Origin of the sequence: Myroides oncorhynchi, assembly GCF_020905415.1 — a bacterium.
Classification (GTDB): domain Bacteria; phylum Bacteroidota; class Bacteroidia; order Flavobacteriales; family Flavobacteriaceae; genus Flavobacterium; species Flavobacterium oncorhynchi_A.
The window spans coordinates 2,296,255-2,313,895 of sequence record NZ_JAJJMP010000001.1 but is presented as its reverse complement, the minus strand read 5'-3'; the positions used below and the strand labels follow the sequence as shown (position 1 = coordinate 2,313,895).

At 33.0% G+C, this 17,641-nt stretch carries 15 protein-coding genes; 3 read left to right on the top strand and 12 right to left on the bottom strand.

Annotated features, from left to right (window positions below; genetic code table 11):
• Window positions 1–71 precede the first annotated feature (71 nt).
• Complete coding sequence (locus LNQ81_RS10295; protein ID WP_418887953.1) at window positions 72–1,313, top strand: ABC transporter permease; 1,242 nt, start codon at window positions 72–74, stop codon at window positions 1,311–1,313.
• Between the two features lie 165 nt (window positions 1,314–1,478).
• Here LNQ81_RS10295 and LNQ81_RS10290 read toward each other — a convergent pair whose 3' ends face one another.
• Window positions 1,479–2,174, bottom strand: coding sequence for a pseudouridine synthase (locus LNQ81_RS10290; protein WP_229946467.1), 696 nt, complete (start codon window positions 2,172–2,174; stop codon window positions 1,479–1,481).
• A gap of 181 nt (window positions 2,175–2,355) precedes the next feature.
• On the opposite strand from LNQ81_RS10290, the gene yiaA reads away from it, so the two are divergent.
• Entirely contained in the window at window positions 2,356–2,838 is a 483-nt protein-coding gene (gene yiaA / locus LNQ81_RS10285; RefSeq protein WP_229946465.1) for an inner membrane protein YiaA, read from the top strand.
• A 68-nt stretch (window positions 2,839–2,906) separates the two neighbouring features.
• Here yiaA and LNQ81_RS10280 read toward each other — a convergent pair whose 3' ends face one another.
• From LNQ81_RS10280 to LNQ81_RS10260, 5 genes are read right to left on the bottom strand one after another with little or no spacing between them, the layout of a single operon-like run.
• Complete coding sequence (locus LNQ81_RS10280) at window positions 2,907–5,564, bottom strand: carboxypeptidase-like regulatory domain-containing protein (RefSeq protein WP_229946463.1); 2,658 nt, start codon at window positions 5,562–5,564, stop codon at window positions 2,907–2,909.
• 25 nt (window positions 5,565–5,589) lie between these two features.
• On the bottom strand, window positions 5,590–6,375 hold the full coding sequence (locus LNQ81_RS10275) for a GLPGLI family protein (protein WP_229946461.1): 786 nt from the start codon (window positions 6,373–6,375) through the stop codon (window positions 5,590–5,592).
• Window positions 6,376–6,379: 4 nt separating this feature from the next.
• Window positions 6,380–7,186 (bottom strand): GLPGLI family protein, encoded by an 807-nt coding sequence (locus LNQ81_RS10270; protein WP_229946459.1) that lies wholly within the window; start codon window positions 7,184–7,186, stop codon window positions 6,380–6,382.
• 17 nt (window positions 7,187–7,203) lie between these two features.
• Window positions 7,204–8,031 carry a GLPGLI family protein gene (locus tag LNQ81_RS10265; RefSeq protein WP_229946458.1) on the bottom strand — a complete coding sequence of 276 codons (828 nt, stop codon included), beginning with the start codon at window positions 8,029–8,031 and terminating at the stop codon, window positions 7,204–7,206.
• 42 nt (window positions 8,032–8,073) lie between these two features.
• Entirely contained in the window at window positions 8,074–8,922 is an 849-nt protein-coding gene (locus LNQ81_RS10260) for a GLPGLI family protein (protein ID WP_229946455.1), read from the bottom strand.
• A gap of 395 nt (window positions 8,923–9,317) precedes the next feature.
• Here LNQ81_RS10260 and LNQ81_RS10255 point away from each other — a divergent pair, with 395 nt between their 5' ends.
• Window positions 9,318–10,736: an MATE family efflux transporter gene (locus LNQ81_RS10255; RefSeq protein WP_229946453.1), complete on the top strand. Its 1,419-nt coding sequence runs from the start codon at window positions 9,318–9,320 to the stop codon at window positions 10,734–10,736.
• A gap of 51 nt (window positions 10,737–10,787) precedes the next feature.
• On the opposite strand, the gene LNQ81_RS10250 is transcribed toward LNQ81_RS10255, so the two are convergent.
• The 6 genes from LNQ81_RS10250 to LNQ81_RS10225 all read right to left on the bottom strand — a co-directional run bounded on the left by LNQ81_RS10250 (window position 10,788) and on the right by LNQ81_RS10225 (window position 17,637).
• The gene (locus tag LNQ81_RS10250; RefSeq protein ID WP_229946452.1) at window positions 10,788–11,261 is read right to left on the bottom strand and encodes a GNAT family N-acetyltransferase; all 474 of its coding nucleotides are present in this window, start codon (window positions 11,259–11,261) and stop codon (window positions 10,788–10,790) included.
• A gap of 97 nt (window positions 11,262–11,358) precedes the next feature.
• Complete coding sequence (locus tag LNQ81_RS10245) at window positions 11,359–12,072, bottom strand: CPBP family glutamic-type intramembrane protease (protein ID WP_229946450.1); 714 nt, start codon at window positions 12,070–12,072, stop codon at window positions 11,359–11,361.
• A gap of 149 nt (window positions 12,073–12,221) precedes the next feature.
• A complete protein-coding gene (locus LNQ81_RS10240; protein ID WP_229946444.1) occupies window positions 12,222–13,439 on the bottom strand; it encodes a DUF4374 domain-containing protein in 1,218 nt (405 codons plus the stop codon).
• A gap of 23 nt (window positions 13,440–13,462) precedes the next feature.
• On the bottom strand, window positions 13,463–15,823 hold the full coding sequence (locus LNQ81_RS10235) for a TonB-dependent receptor (RefSeq protein ID WP_229946442.1): 2,361 nt from the start codon (window positions 15,821–15,823) through the stop codon (window positions 13,463–13,465).
• A 354-nt stretch (window positions 15,824–16,177) separates the two neighbouring features.
• A complete protein-coding gene (locus tag LNQ81_RS10230) occupies window positions 16,178–16,654 on the bottom strand; it encodes a hypothetical protein (protein WP_229946440.1) in 477 nt (158 codons plus the stop codon).
• Between the two features lie 32 nt (window positions 16,655–16,686).
• A complete protein-coding gene (locus LNQ81_RS10225) occupies window positions 16,687–17,637 on the bottom strand; it encodes an NAD(P)-dependent oxidoreductase (protein ID WP_229946438.1) in 951 nt (316 codons plus the stop codon).
• Window positions 17,638–17,641 lie beyond the last annotated feature (4 nt).

Below are 17,641 nucleotides of genomic sequence, written 5' to 3'. Positions count from 1 at the left end.
AGAATTACAGACAAGGAAGTATTTTAAACTTTTTTGTGTATTTTTACTATTTCAGTAATTTACGTGCCACTATGTTTAAACTCAGTATCGAAAATATGAGAATCGCATTATCAAGTATCAAGAGTCAAATGCTCCGTACTTGTATAACTGTATTTATCATCGCTATCGGTATTTGGGCATTAGTGGGCATACTAGCTGTAGTATCTGCTCTGCGCAACACCATACTCAATGACTTTGCTTCAATGGGAGCTAATACTTTTACTGTGTTACAATATGATGTTGCAAGCCGTATGGCTAAAAATAAATCTGTTCAACAGATCAACCCACCTATCAGCTATAGTCAAGCACAACAATTTAAAAAGGAGTTTCTCTTCCCCATGGCTAACGTATCTATATCATTTAATGCTGCATCTAATGTGGAGGTTAAAAATGATTATATGAAAACTGACCCTGAAGTTCCTATTATTGGTTGTGATGAAAATTATTTATCCAATAGTGGGTTAACTGTATTACAAGGGAGAAACTTTAGTTATAATGATATTTCTAATAATCGTTTTGTTTGTATTGTAGGATCTGATTTCTCTAAAAGTATGTTTAAAGGTTATAGTCCTCTAGAGCAAACCATCTCTATTAGAGGTTATAAGTTTAAAATAATAGGTATGCTAAAAGAGCAAGGAAGTACTTTTGGTAAAAATGAAGATCAACGAATCTTTATTCCTATCCAAATCGCTCGCTCTGTATTTAATATAGCTAATGTGAATTATGATATAAAAGTAGGGTTAATGCAGGACAATCTTCTTAATCAAGCTGTAAATCAAGCTACGCTAGACTTTAGAAATATAAGGCGATTGACCCCAACTCAACAGTCAAACTTCGGTATAGAACGCAGTGATGATTTAATACGCTCTATGATGACACAGGTAAATATGCTTAATGTAGCTGCTTGGGTAATCGGGTTAATCACTATACTAGGCTCCTCTATAGCATTAATGAATATTATGCTGGTATCTGTAACAGAACGAACTCGAGAAATAGGGGTGCGAAAAGCACTGGGTGCTAAGAGAAAGACCATCGCTATCCAATTTTTCACTGAGACTATTATCATCGGACAATTAGGTGGACTACTAGGTACAATATTAGGAATTATAACTGCTTATGCCTTAGCACAAGTTATGCATTTTAACTTTACTATTCCGTGGACTGCTATTATAGCTGCATTCACGACTACATTTATTGTCGCTATTATCTCAGGTTTATACCCTGCTGTGAAGGCAGCTAAGTTAGACCCTGTGGAAGCACTGAGGTATGAGTGATTTTGGTTGTTTTTTTGTGATGGTGTGATGTTGTTTAGTCTATCAGATCAATCGTTAGTATATTCTATCATCTAAGTACATTATACTCCCTTCTCCCTAGCCGAAGGCGACTCCCTCTTACGCCCGTAGGGCAAGACTGTGAACCGTTAACTGATAACTGTAAACCTAATAATACTGTTCTAGGTCGAATCCTAATACAGCATTGTACTTGCGATACTGATCATCGATAGTCGCTCTAAGTTCTATTGTATCTTTTGTAATAGGGTGTGTGAACTTTAGTTCAAGAGCATGTAGTAACATTGCTCCTAATCCATGTGTATCTAGCCATAGCTTATTCTGCTTATTGCAGCCATGTGGACGGCTGCCTAATATCGGGTGAAAGATATGTTTAAAGTGTTTGCGCAGTTGGTGTTGGCGTCCTGTCTCAGGATGCGCTTCTACTAGCGAGTAACGCGAAGTCAAGTGATTGCCAAAAGGCATATCTACTTCTACTCTCTGCAAGGTTTTATAATAAGTCTTTGCTTCTTGTACTTGGCCGTTGTCATTTGTCAAGGCGTAGTCTATTGTTTCCTCTTCTATGGTATATCCTCTCACGATAGCGATATACTTCTTCTCTACACTCCGAGTAGCAAAGTCATCGTTTAGTACTTTTAAAACTTCTTTATCAAGAGCAAATAACAACACCCCTGAAGTTTTTCTATCTAAGCGATGTACTGGATAGACATACTGCCCTATCTGATCTCTTAAGATCTGAATAGCGTACTCCTGAATATCACTTGCTATAAAAGATTTGTGCACTAATAAGTCACGAGGTTTATTAATAGCTACAATATATTCGTCTTGGTAAAGAATTTCTAACATAACGGCAAAGATAAAAAAGCTACTAATACTATCTACCAAAAACAGTTTGTACATATCAGTTTTAAGTCTTTCATGACAACATTAAACTAAATTATGTCACACAATTTCTAACATAAAAACACTATTAAAGTAATATATGTTAATATTTTATATATATTTACTTTAAAATACAAAAAAAAACATGTTAGAAGAAAAAGAAACAGAGGTTACAAATAAAGTACAACCTGACAATACAAACAAACCACATTTACAGTCTAATAACCAAAACTTAGACAGATTTAAACCTTCAGCTATTTATGTACTAGTAGCCTGGTTAGCACTAGGAATAGGAGTTACAACATTTCTGATCGGATTATGGAATGCGGAAATACTATTAAGCGAGAAAGGGTTCTACTTTACGCTACTATTATTTGGTCTATTCGCTGTAGTGGCACTACAAAAAAGTGTTAGAGATAAAATAGAAGGAGTTCCTGTGACACCTATATTTTATACTATCGGATGGATAGGTACATTAGCAAGTGTTACTTTATTAACTATCGGATTAATCAATGCTGAAATGCTATTAAGTGAAAAAGGATTCTATGCTATCTCTTATTTACTTTCTCTATTCGCAGCAGTGAGTGTGCAAAAGAACGTAAGGGACTTAGATAACTTTAGCAAGTAAAAAACACAAAGGTTATAAAAAGAAACCTCCAATCTTAATATTGATTGGAGGTTTTTTTATGTTCTATTTTAAAAATTAAATCTCACTGAAACTAAAAATTGTGAAGGTCTAAGTTTAAAATTAGTAGTTGATGTCTGAATACTATTGATGATTACTTGTTCATATTCTTTTGTATTCAAAATATTATTCCACTGGAAATCAAAGTCTATCTTCTTTTTATCCCATTTGAATCTGTACGCTACATCCATAAATCGATTAGCAAATTTCTGTTGACTAAAAACACTCTCCTGATAATCTAATTTCCAAATAAAACTATGTGATTTAAAAGGAATCAAATCTATACGTACATTATGTGAATTTCCATAAGAATATGTTGATTGACTGTTGTCCTTTCTCTCTGTTTCATTGTAAGCAAAATCATAAGTAAAGTTTAACCAATCAAAGTGATTATTTGTCAATTGTAAACCGTAATTATATCTATAAGTGTCAACATCTCTTAAAGATTGATTCACTAATATTTCTGTTGTATTCTTATTAATAGAGAAGCTTCCTTTAATATTAGAACTATACTCACTAAAGAATTTCCCAACATTCAGATTAGCAGATTGTGTATTGCTTTTATTCTTTTTTTCTACTGCTTCTATTACCGTTTGCCCATTCTCATCAATCGTTTGAGCCAACATAATTTTATTCCTAGAACTATTTATATTAATTCTTCCATTAGCAAACAATCCGTTAAATGGATTCTTAAACTCAAAGCGTATCCAAGAAGTAAATGACTGCGTATCTTCTATTTTACCTTTATAAGCCGTAAAGTTTAATCCACTAAATATATAGTGATTATACAATTGGCTAAGTGGTGTATAACTAGTATTTACTAAACTTCCACCACGTAGTGTCCACATATTATTTAACTTATATGACAAATAAAGGGATGGTGAAAAATCAACTGCATTCTTAGTATTCTTCTCTTCTATACTTCTGTCATTTAACTTGATAGCACTCCATATTATAGGAACTGTAAATGTCATGTCCCATGATATCCCTTTAAAATTGATACTTGAATTAAGTTGATTTACGAAGCGATTATAGGTCAAATCATTTTGATAATTACTCCCCATCCATACTCTCTCTTTATCTTGACCAAAAAGATTTGTTTCAAAGCGTTTATTCTCATACAATAAACTGTACTCTTCTGTAAAAGTCCACTGTCTATGCTTCCATGATAAAGACACAGCATTCTGCGTATAAAATGTATTATCTACAAATGACTGATTCAGCAATCTATACTTCTCTAAATTAGCATCCGGAAAGTTAACATTGCCATTCGATACTACATCATAATCTTGCTTATCTCTAGTAAAGTCAACGATAGACTTAAAGTTTGCAAACTTATTATTACCTACAGGAATTAGTGTACTCAACGAATTTTGGAGGATATAAGATGGGGATAAGATACTCTGTGAAATAGGATCATTATTCTGTAACAACAATCCCCTTTCCTTGTTTCTACTCACATTAATCGTTATGTAATCTTTTAAATAGTTTTCCTTTGTATTCTTTGTTATTGTAAACTTAGAGTTAAAAGCTTCTGTAAAATATTTACTATTGCTTTTGCGGTTATAGCGAATTACATCACCTATAAGATTGCCATTAACATCAACATTTCTAATCTCAGTAGACTGCTCTCCTGTTCTTTCTACTTCATCATTGACATAAGAGACATTAGTATTCATCTCTATTTTATCTGTAAACTTCGTCAAAAAGTTAGCTGATACCAAATGAGTTTTATTAAATAGATACCTAGATTTATCTATCCCAGGTAATGAAGTTGTCTCCATACTAAGTGTAGTTCCTGTTCCTTTACTATAGTTATATGTATCAAATGCTCCCATGGCTCCAAATGCTCTAAACTTATTCTGAACATCGTCACCCGAATTATTCGTATCGTAACTCACTAAATACTGTAAACCTTTGCTAAAAAACATAGGAGATATACTACTGTTCCACAAAAATGGATCTGCGCCAATCCCTATCTTACCACTCCCACTTAGACTTACCTTATTCTTCAATCTTATATTAATAGCAGGGCTCTCTGAAGCAACTTTGCCCTCTAACATTTTGATAGGCTGGTGATTCTCTATCACTTCTAATTTACTCACGTGTAGATTAGGTAGTGCCTTAGTAATGGCACCGTAGCTTCCTTGCATTAGGTCTTTTCCCTCTACATAAAACTTGTTAAGAGGCTTGCCTTGATATTCTATCTCACCGCTACTCTTCACTTCCATACCTGGCATCTTCTTAATTACATCTTCTAATACTCTATCATTCTTACCAGCGAATTTGCTTAGGTCAAATACTAATGTATCATTATGCTGTGTGATAGCAGATGCCTTCACAAAGATTTCTTGCAACTCAGTGAATTCATCCACTAGCTGTACCTGAACGTCTTGAGACTTATTCTCTATCGTTCTCTCAAATACACTATAGTTGACTGCTGATGCTTTTATCTTAAGTTGAGTTAGTGTGGTCTTAACGGGTATATGGAATGCTCCTTTATCATCAGACATCTCATAAGCAATCACAGCATTAGTCTCTGGATGTAGAATCGACACTATCACATTGGATAATACCTTTTTATTTTCGTCAATTACCTTTCCTTTTATTGCTACTTGAGCTTGTACAGATACACTTAGCAAAAGAAGTATATATAAATAGTATTTCATCGTTAATAAGGTGGATTAATTGTTGTTAATAAAACTCTATAGGGTTAGGTTCTTTACCAAACTTCTTGGTCATAAAATCAGAAGGTTCTTTGTCATCATTCATTAGCTTACTTCCGCGCTCTCGAAGAACTTGTATTAAATTTTTGTTTGCATTCAACGTCTTAATACGTTTTAGCTGTTTATCTGTTATCTCTTTATATTTATCATATCCCCCCATCTCAACCCAATAGTTATTGACTCTCATACTCTCAGTAAACTCAAAGATGTAATCTTGATTGCTATCCTGTGCTTTGACTACAAAGCCAGGCAGGTTCTTGAACTTATATGGTCCTTCTATAATAGATATCTCTGTAGTGAACCATACTGTCCATATACGTCCACTTAGTTCTCCAGTAGCCTTCTGTACCTTCATACCGTGATAATCTTCTGTCTCGTTTGTTATAGTCCATTTAATAAGATTAAGTGGTTGTTTAACTTTATAAAATTCCAGATAGTTCAGCACTTCATTTAGTGACATTTCTTTACTATCCTTAGTGACTAACCAAGTAATTTTTGATTCTTTTCCTTTATACTCCTCTCCTATTACATCAGATACAAATTCACTATAAGACAAATCAGATACAAATACTGAATTACTCCCCTCTACATCCAGATAGAACTTCTCTGTAATAGGAAGACTATCAGGCATTACTTTCAAATCATAAGGTTTATATGTCAAGATGTACTCATAGCGCATAAAGTCTTTTTTTTCTTGAGCTAAACAATTGCAAAAGAATAACAAGGTTAATAGAGGTATCACTAGAAACTTCATATCTTTATTTTTTTAAATGTTCTATATAATTCGTATTATCTCCTATTTTCTGATTCATCTTTTGTTGATTCTCAATTGTATCTTCTTCTACTATAACTATTCGTTGTGCAGCTAAACTCTGCTTTGAAGTCATATTTGCTCTCACATTTCTAATTTTAACCAGCTCACTTTCTTTAGATAAACTTGCTTTTTCATATTCATAAAAATGAACTGGTACTTGTGCCTTTTCACTCTTTCGAAACTCAAAAGTATAATCCCCTTTATCATCTTTTGCTTTGACCACAAAACCAGGCAAATTCTTAAACTTATAAGGCCCCTCTATTACTGGTACCTCTGTAGTAAACCATACTGTCCACGTTCGTCCACTTAACTCTCCTACTGCTTTCTGCACTTTCATTCCTTCATATTGTTCTATTTCTTCTTCTAACGTCCATTTCACTTGATTGATTAGACTCTCTACTTTAAGCATAGTACCTGTAACCTGTTGCACATAGAATAACTTATTATTATCTCTCACTACTACTGCTTCAAAATCAGTGAGCTCGTCAGGCATACTAACAGATTTACCTATTAGTCCTTTATTCTTAGGGTTGGCTAAACTTTCCACTCGAGTAGCATACCCTTTAGAATAAAATCGAGAAGAAGTATCCCATACATCTAAAAATACAGACTCTGTAAACATTTCGTCTGACTTAACAGATGGTTTAAATGTAACTTCATATTCATATCTCATGACCTCTATTTTATCCTGAGCTAGTGTTCCTAAAACTGTTAAAACAGTAACTGTAATACTAAATAAATATTTCTTCATAATTTAATCACTTTAGACTAATAGAACTCAATAGGTTTATCCTCTTTACCTAACTTCTTAGTCAATCTCTCACTAGTGTCCTCTTTTGATTTTAGAGTAATACCTCTTTCTCCTAATATCTGATTAGCATTCTTATTTGCATTAGTATTTCTTATTTTATTCCATTGCTTTTTATCAACAGCCATTGCCTTAGCATTTCTTTCTGTTAACCAATAAGATGTAGTTACTTTTTCACTTTTAAGAAACTCTAATTTATAATCTCCTGTACCATCCTCAGCCTTTACCACAAACCCTGGCAGGTTCTTAAACTTATAGGGGCCGTCTATCAAAGGGATATCTTGGGTAAACCACACTGTCCAGATACGTCCACTTAACTCTCCTACTGCTTTCTGTACCTTCATATCATTATATTCCTCTACTTCAGAGGAAATATCCCATTTAATAAGATTAGTGGATTCTCCTACTTTATAAATATCAAAACCAGAACTATCATAGGTGTTTAACTCTGTTTTACTTTTATAAACTGTCCACTTAACACTACTTCTATACTTATTTAATACCTGCAAACGATCCATAGCTAAAGACCTATCTTTAGGTTCCTTAGAGAATATTAAAAGTTCTTCTTCTTTGCGAATGTTTCCTTCACTAGTACATCTAGATTCACTACCAAGAATATCTAGATAAACAGTTTCTGTCTTAAGCGAAACTTCTTTATTATCAGCTTCTTTATTAACAGATGGCATTGTCATCTCAAACTCATAACGCATTACCTCTATTTTCTCTTGGGCAGATACACTTATTATGAATCCTAGAAGAGTTACTATATTTACAAACACTTTATACATACCTAATCTTTTTTATTAAAAAATCATCTCTTAAATATTACACTAATAGAACTCTATTGGTTTATCTCCTTTTCCCATCTTCTTTTTCGTCATTTCATCTGTAATATCTTTACCCTTATCATCTACTACTTTAAAGATTGCCTTTCCTCCACTTTCATTCATAATTTGAGAGAAGCTTTTATTTGCATTCATATTTCTAATCTTATCCCATTGCTTTTTATCTACTTTCATTGCTTTTTTATGTCTATCAGACATCCAATACGAAGTAGATGTTTTTTCACTTTTTAAAAACTCAAACTTATAATCTCCCGTACTATCTTCAGCTTTAACCACAAATCCAGGCAAGTTTTTAAACTTATAAGGTCCATCTATTAATGGTATGTCTTGTGTAAACCACACTGTCCAGGTACGTCCACTTAACTCTCCTACTGCTTTCTGTACCTTCATACCATTGTATTCCTCTATTTCAGGAGAAATATCCCATTTAATAAGATTAGTAGATTCCCCTACATTATAAGCCTCTATCCCAGAATTCCCATAAGTATTTAATTCCGAACCATTCTTATACGTCAACCATTGTATTTGACTTCTATATTGTCCTAATGCCTGAAACCTAGCAGTATGATCTGCATCTTTTTTGGCACCTGTAGTAAATTCTATTAATGTTTCTTCTCTTTTTATATTCCCCTCACTTCCACATCTAGATTCACTATTCAATACATCTAAATAAATAATCTCTGTTCCTCCTTTAGAAGCTTCCTCATCTCCTGATTCCTTTTTTTCAGGCAAGGTCATTTGATATTCATATCTCATTACATCTACTTTCTCTTGGGCATTAGCTATAATCGCAGAACACAATAAAGCTGCCGATACACACAATACTCTAATCATAATTTATATTTTTTTAAGGTTCCTAATTGGACGAACACACATATTAACATTTAACGCAACACACATAACACTCACAACAAACAATATACTACTAATAAGTACAATTTAATAAACATATTCAATCATAAATAACCAAATACAGAATTATACTAAATAATACTCTATACCCCAAACTAACAACTATTTATTTAGTTTTACAACTAAATAAATAGTTAATCTATCTTTTTTTTGCACACTAAAATCTATACTTCTAATAAACAGTTATTTATAGTAAAAATGAATTAAAAATATTTACCTCATAAATACCATTGACATAAAATCTAGAGAGGATGCACTTGTGAACTGTCTAATCAACTATCTTTGAATCCTCAAATTACTATAGACTATTCATTACCATGTCGACAACAACTCAAGCACAAAAGACTCCTATACTTGCTCTAATTAAACAATCGTTCTCTAGCGAGAACTTTGATCTGACGAATATGTCTATTAATAAAGCTGTATTTTTACTTGCTATTCCTATGATGTTTGAGATGCTGATGGAATCTGTATTTGCATTAGTGGATTTATACTTCGTAGGTCATCTTAAAGAGAGTGCATATGCCATACAGAGTGTCGGTCTGACAGAGTCTCTACTCTCTATTATCTATGCTATTTGTATTGGGATTAGTATGGCAGCTACGGCTATTGTAGCTAGGCGTATCGGAGAAAAAGATAAAGTAAAAGCCGCACAGAATGCTGCCCAAGCTATCACACTATCCATTATCATCACCATTATATTAAGTATCTTAGGCTTTATATTTGCAAAAGATTGGTTACTATGGATGGGAGCCTCTGAAGAATCAGCAGAATATGGATACGGATACACAAGAATCTTATTAGTTAGCTGTATAAGTATTATGTTATTATTCTTAATCAACGGAATCTTTAGAGGAGCAGGTAATGCTGCTATTGCTATGAAGAGTCTTGGTTTTGGTAATATTATAAACATCATCCTATGCCCTATTATGGTTAGAGGTTGGTGGATATTCCCAGAGATGGGATTAGAGGGAGCTGCTTATTCTACAGCAATCGGTAGAAGTATGGGAGTGGTTTACCAACTTTATTATCTTTCTAAAAAAGACTCTTTAATACAACTTAAACTGCGCTACTTTAAGATACAGTGGGAGATGACGTGGAATATCATTAAGATAGCCGTACCGGGGATGGTACAGTATATGATCTCTACTTGTAGTTGGGTGATATTAGCGAGAATAGTAGCACAGAGCGGAGGTGAGATAGGGTCTTCTGGATTCCTTACTTGTCTGCGTTTACTAGTATTCTTTATACTACCTGCTTGGGGACTAAGCAATGCTGCATCTACTCTAGTGGGGCAAAACCTAGGAAATAACAATCCTGACAGAGCATATAAATCTGTTATCGTTACCCTAAAATACAATGTTCTATATATGGCGATAGTTACGATTATCTTCTTTACTATGGCACAGATACTAGCATCATTCTTTACTACGGATCCTGCTATTAAAGCTGTTGCTATTCAGGCGATGTATATCGGAGCCATAGGGTTCGTAGCTTATGGAGCAGGGATGACCTTGATGAACGCCTTTAATGGGGCTGGAGATACGATTACCCCAACGATAATCAACGTTGTAGGCTTCTGGTTATTCCAAATACCTTTTGCTTATCTAATGACATATTATTTTGAATTAGGTCCTAAAGGAGCTTTTATAGCTATCCCTTCAGCTGAAGTTCTCATAGCAATACTCGCGTTTATACTATTTAAACGAGGAAAGTGGAAACTAAAGAAAGTGTAATCTCATTTATAATAGCGAAGGGCAATAGTTTACTACTACTGCCCTTCGCTATTATAATTTTGTCCAATAATGCTTAGCTTTTCTGATCATATCTACATGAGGAATGCCATCTTCCACATACTCTTCTGATGACGGTTCAAAACCAAAAGAACCATAGAACTTCTTCAAATAACCTTGTGCACCAATCTGTATATCTTGTTCGCCAAATTCTTCTGCTATTTTATCAATAGCATGTTGCATTAATACACGTCCATAACCATCTTTTCGATAATCAGCATGTACAGCAACTCTTCCGATAGCAATCTCTGGATAACTAAGTCCCGGAGGTACTATACGTGCACATGCTACTATTTGATCTAGTTTAGTTGCAAAGATGTGTAAACACTTCTTATCCTTGCCATCTAATTCAGGATATGGGCAATTCTGTTCCACTACAAACACATCTGTACGCAGACGCATTATATCATATAACTCATTCACTGTTAACTCATCAAATGCTTTCGTATGCCAATGTATACTATTCATAACTCACCGATTTATATTATCTTATCAAAGATAATTATTACAATTTAAGTTGCCTTAATTTTTATTCAAAAGTCAATAACCTTACACTGTTAAATAATTAGATATTAAAGTATCCTTGTGAATATAAAAAAAATGTTATCACACTATTATGCAAAATATGAAACAATACTCCATACCAAAAACCTAAACGCACTCTAACATACCCCATTCCCAAGCCTAACAAAATCTGTGGCAATACTATAAGCGGTGAAAGCCACAAAATCCTCGCGGTAATATCTTCAAAATTAGCAATATGTACATACCCAAAGACAATAGCTACCCCATAGAATATATAGGGATAATAAGTCACATAGAACATCTGGCTCTTCTCTCCTTTCTGACTAACAAAATAGACTAATATCAAAAAAATGACAGTAAACAATATAGCTAAACTAACTACCAAAGATTCACTTATCTTACTCATACTTGCTAGGATATATAAAGCAATAAACACAAAGGATATCAATAAATATGAAGGCTTATACCGCAACCCTAAACGAAAAGTAAGTTCTTCTAAAAAAGGACCTATAACCGTTACCAACAAGACAAATAATGGTACACCTAATTCTTTTAATTTAATGTCAAACAAATCTGGTATAGGTACATCTACTAAGTTATTAATTACTTGCCCTAGTAGTACAATAGTAAACAAAGTTATTATCCACAACTTCAATACTAGTCCTATTTTTTTGCTTTTCGAAAATTCTATCCCTAACAGATTTGGTGTCTTTAAGAAATCTATAATATCTTTTACTAATTCTTTATTTGTCATAATAATATCCCTCTAATTAATCTACAAGATAATAAAAAAGCAGCAACCTCATCACTGAGATTACTGCCTTAAAAAAAACGTATCAACGCTAGAGTAATTCTAGTTTATAACGCTAACTAATGAATTGTATATTTATGAAAATTCAAAAACTATTGTACAGATTCTAATTTAGAAATAGCTGTTACATCATTGGCATTTTCTATTGTAATACCTTTTTTAGCAATACCTGTTGTAACATCTATATTATACACTTGAAAACGGTTTGTTTTCTCAATTGGTGCTACGTAGTGTACTGTTTTCTTATCTTTCTCTACATATATCTTTTGTTTATATGGCATTTGTGCATGCTCAGCGATAGTTTCTATCCATTTAATCGATTTACTAGATACATCTACTAAAGCTAATTTAGTCACACCAGACCAAGTACTTTCAATGTTTTTATCTACAAAGAAGCTTACTAAAAACAGATTACCACTAATATATTCGGCACGAGATAATTTATGTCCTCCTGTTGCTTTTTGTACATCGAAGAAATAATCTTTATCTATCTCATGGTTTTTAATTCTAATAAATGCAGAAGGGTTTTTAGACTTCTCAGCAGGAGACCATGCATATACAGATCCATCCTCTACCTGTTGAATACCATTCATTCCAAACCAGCTTCCTATTAACCCACTTCTATCATCTATAATCGTTTTACTAATTTTAAGACTAGGATAATCTACTACAGCAATAAATGTATTATCTCTATACTTTGTATCTCCTTCTTTCGGTGACACAGAATAAGGAATATATAATTTATCTGTTCCTACTGCAAATACTCCAGTTAAATTACGTCCCCCAGCTTCTTCATCTTTATACTTTAATTTATCAAAATCAACAGCCCCTTTATGAGTCATTTGTTTTAATTCTGTATTTATAGCAAATAAGTTCCCTCCTAATGTAGCATTAACTACATCTGTCTTTCCAATATTCCCGTAACTACCAATCGTTTCAGTTGCTAACTTAGTTCCTTCTACTATTTCATTATTAGCATTTAGACTATAGAACGTCAATGGACTTTGTCCACTAAATCCGTATACAGCAGCCATTAATTGATTGTTTTGCACAAAGAATGAATAAGAATCAGTTTCGATACCGTTATTCTTATCTATTTTTATAATTCCTTCTGTTAAGGATGTTGTTGTTGCTATATATTTTGTTCCTCCTTCTTGTCCTGTCAAAGAATTAATTACAAAGACGTAAGAACTAGCTTTTTCTCCTTCTTCAGGTATTGTTGGTTTTTCTGGTGATGAATTGTCATCACTACTACATGATGCTATTAATACAAGTGATAATAGACCTAATGTTTTTTTTATGATATTCATTTTATATTAATTATGGTTTTTATTTATAAATTATATCTTAATTTTAAAGTAACTGAACGACTTGGTTTTTGTAAGCTAAAGTTGTCATACAGTGTTTTATTTGTTAAGTTTCTTACTTCTAATGCTACATTATATCTTCCATCACGAATGGCATAATGTAGACTGATATCTTGTGAGAATTGCTCTGGGATATATCTCTTATACTTTGCTATACCAGCACTCGGAGCATATAAATAGTATTTCTGTACATACATCATATTATAGTCAAGACGTAAGCTATTCTTAGATCCAAATACTTCTTTAAAATTAAATGACACCATTCCATTTCCATATAAATAAGGGATATTTGCTACCCTATCTCTGTATAATGCACTTACTTCTGTAGAATTATTTTCATATTTAATATCATTTAAAATATCCTGATAAGTAACATTAGCCATAATAGAAAAGATGTCTTTATAATTATATCTTATTTCACCATCAAATGATTTTACTAATACTCCTCCGATATTTCTATTTACTTTTTGAGCTGCAGTACCTTGTCCTGTGTTAACTTCCTCTTTAATATAATCATTAGCTTTTCGATATAAGAAATTAGTCTCAACCTTAAACTGGTTTACTTCATTTAGAGTAAATCCATATTGAAGCCCTACATTAAAATTATTACTAGACTCTGGCTTTAGATTATAATTAGAAGCTAAGTTTACTTCATCTCCAAACATCTCATACGCTTCTGGCATACGTATACTATGCTCAAATGAGCCCTTTACTTGTAAGTCTGGCAGTATATTATAAGCTGTAGCCACCCCATATCCCGTAAAGTTCTGTCTATTGTCTTGCGTGAAATATGTTTCATTATAATAACGTTCCGAGTAATTATACTGGAAGTACTTCTTTAAAAATGCTATTGCATTCCATTTTTCATTATGAGTATATTGGTAACTAAACCCTAGGATAGCTTTATTAGATTTCTTAGGAAGATTATTATTCTTTAATGTAGAGTCTAATAAGTCCTCTCCTTTTCTGTTGAATAAAGACAAATTATAATTTACAGCAAACAAATGATGTTCACTTAGCGCATAATTAGCATTAGCGATTACTGATCCATTGTTATTCTTATACTTAAACTGTCTTCTCTCTATCTCTCCTCCTTCTTTCTTTAAAGCATTTTTTATAATATAATCTCCATCCCAGTTGTATAATCTATTCATTGTATCTACTGCCTGTTCACTACCCAGATTATAGTTTGCATTTACAGACACATTCAAATTATCAACCAAGAAATCTTTCTTTATATAACTAAAACTTGGTAATATTAAATTACCTTTAGTAAAACGTCCTCCATACACATCCTCCATTCTATTACCTGTCTGGATCTGATTATAATTCTTTCCTAACGTAATGCCGAAAAGTAACTCATCAGCATACCATTTATTCACCATACCTCCTTTTAGGACTATACCTTCATTGTGATAGCGATCGTGGAAACGACTAACTCTCTTTGGAGTAAGTACTCCTGTTTCAAAATTGTGAACATCAACATTTACTTTATAATCATTATCTGAATAATTCTGATAAGCATTTAATTGAAATTTATAGCCCTTATCCGTAGTCATACCCATATTTATAGACGAACGTACTGTATTAAAAGAACCGTAAGAAACTGTTGCATCTAAATATTTACTCTTCGTATTCTTAGTGATAATATTTAGAGCTCCTCCTAAAGCATCTCCTCCTAAATTAATAGGAACTACACCTTTATAAATCTCAATGCGTTCTATCATATTTACAGGAATATTGTTTAGCTGAAAAGAAGATCCTACACCTTCTAAAGGAACACCATCTAAGTAAAATTTGATCTGATTACCACTAAATCCATTTAGAGCAAAGTTAAAGTTCGAACCAAGTCCTCCTTCTTCACGCACGCGTACACCAGCACTTCTATTTAATATTTGATTGACATCAGACACTGTATTTGCTAAGGCTTTTACTTCTATAGCGTTGACTGTATAGGCGCTTTGCTTTACTTTTTCAGTAGCACTCTTCGCTTTTATATTAATTTCTCCTAATTGTTCTTTTTCTTCCTTAAGTTTTATAGATAGTGTTTTTGTAGTCACACCATCGAAATCTATATTAGTTTTAAAAGTTTTATAACCAACAAAACTTATCTCGACAATTTCTTTTTCTTTTGAAAGACTTAATTCAAAACTTCCTTGCTGATCCGTTTGTGTAGATTGATTTGAATTTACACCTATAATTGTGGCATATCCGATAGCTACGTTGTTTTCATCTAGAACCTTTCCTTTTAAAGAGTATGTCTTTTGCTGAGCATAACTCCAAATATTTAGCAAAAGAAAGCACGTAAGTAGTATATATTTTTTCATTTAAGATTACATTTCCCAAAAAAGCTTCAGGTTATAGCTTTATTGATTTCTATTGATTGAATAATTTATTAGCACTTTAAGAGCAAGCATCATATTACTTGTTAGCTAAAAATTTTAACAGCTATTTATATATACCATGATAAGTTTAATTACTAACAACTAACTAATAATCAATCCTATGAAAATAAAACAATTAATTATTATTTAGACTAATTTTATATAACCACAAATATATAGTAAAACTTAACATAAAATCAAGTTATGAGAACTTTTATTTTTACTAAATCTAAATAAATAAAAAAGGCGATTACCTAGTATATAGATAATCGCCTTTTATTCAATATGATAAGTTGGTTAAAACAATCCTTTTAATTTATCGATTGCTCCACCTAATCCTTCTTTTCCTCCTAAAAGAGACCCAAGTAAATCCTGAGCTCCTCCTCCTCCTAGTCCACTTAAGATACTAGAAAGGTCAAATCCTGACTCACCTCCTTGTATCTTAGCTATTATAGTAGAGATTACTTGTGGTACTACTCCATTTGCAAAACTATCTGCTACGCTCTCAGATAATCCTAACTTAGCGATTAAACTAGTGGCTAAATTACCTACCATACCACTAACGATAGGATTAGATGCGATATTAGATGTTGATCCAGATAGTAAGTTCGTTAACCCACTGATATCTCCAGAAGACACACTGTCTTTTAATCCGTTGATAATACTGTCTCCAGTCTCTCTTGTGACTGCGCTAGTAAGGTCGGAAGTGATTCCTCCTTTAGCTACTTCAGAAGAACTAATTTGTTCTACTAATTTTGTGATTTGTTCTAACATAGTTTTTTTTATTATTCAATAAAACTACTATATTATTTTCGCATTATTTGAATTTTCTCAAATATTTCGTCCCAGATTAACATTTTGCTTTCATCTGTCGCTCCATTGATATTAGGAGATAAAGAGAACGCAGGTTGCATCAGTACTTGTATTGCAGGATGAGGCTCTTCTTCAAAGCGATCTATCCCAGCAAACAAGATAGTTTCAGCGTTAATAAGGTCTACTAAATCCACTTCATTTACTGCCTCTGCATACGCACAATTAATCACTCCGATCAAGTTATGAGCATGACTAAAAGCCTCTTTATCTAAGATATATTTCTGATAATGCTTAGTATGAATAGTGATAAAATGCGAATCATGTAGCAATCTATGCATATCAGTAGATTCTAGATTTACAGGGAAGTGTATACCATTAGGCAATACAAACTCCGCTTTTAGACTAGGCACTGTACTATCAGCATACAGTACATTCATTCCTAAAGCTAATGCTTTCTGTGCTACCTTTTCTCCTGCTGCATTCAGACCAATAATACCAAGAGTTTTACCTGCTAACTCGATCCCACTACTATACGACTGTTGTAGTGATTTAAAACTAGCATCACCCTCTAAAGGCATATTTCTATTTGCCTCTTGTAATAATCTAGCTCCTGAGAATAAATGTGCGAACACCAACTCCGCTGTAGCATTAGACAAGGCCTCTTCTGCCCAAATTACTTTAATCCCACATCCTTTGATGTAATCTATTATATCTAGATCTATCTGTGTACCCGCAAAAACTATAGCCTTTAAGAAAGACAACTCATCGATCATCGCCTTATTAAGTAACGTCCCTTGCTGTAACAGAAGTATTTCTATCTCATTTTTACTGGTGTAATTCACTAATTGCTCGTGAGCTACCCTTACTTCCTTTACTTCAAAACCTAATCCCTCTAAGTCAATCTTTACTTCCTCTGGGATACCATCATTAGCTAATATTCTCATCTAC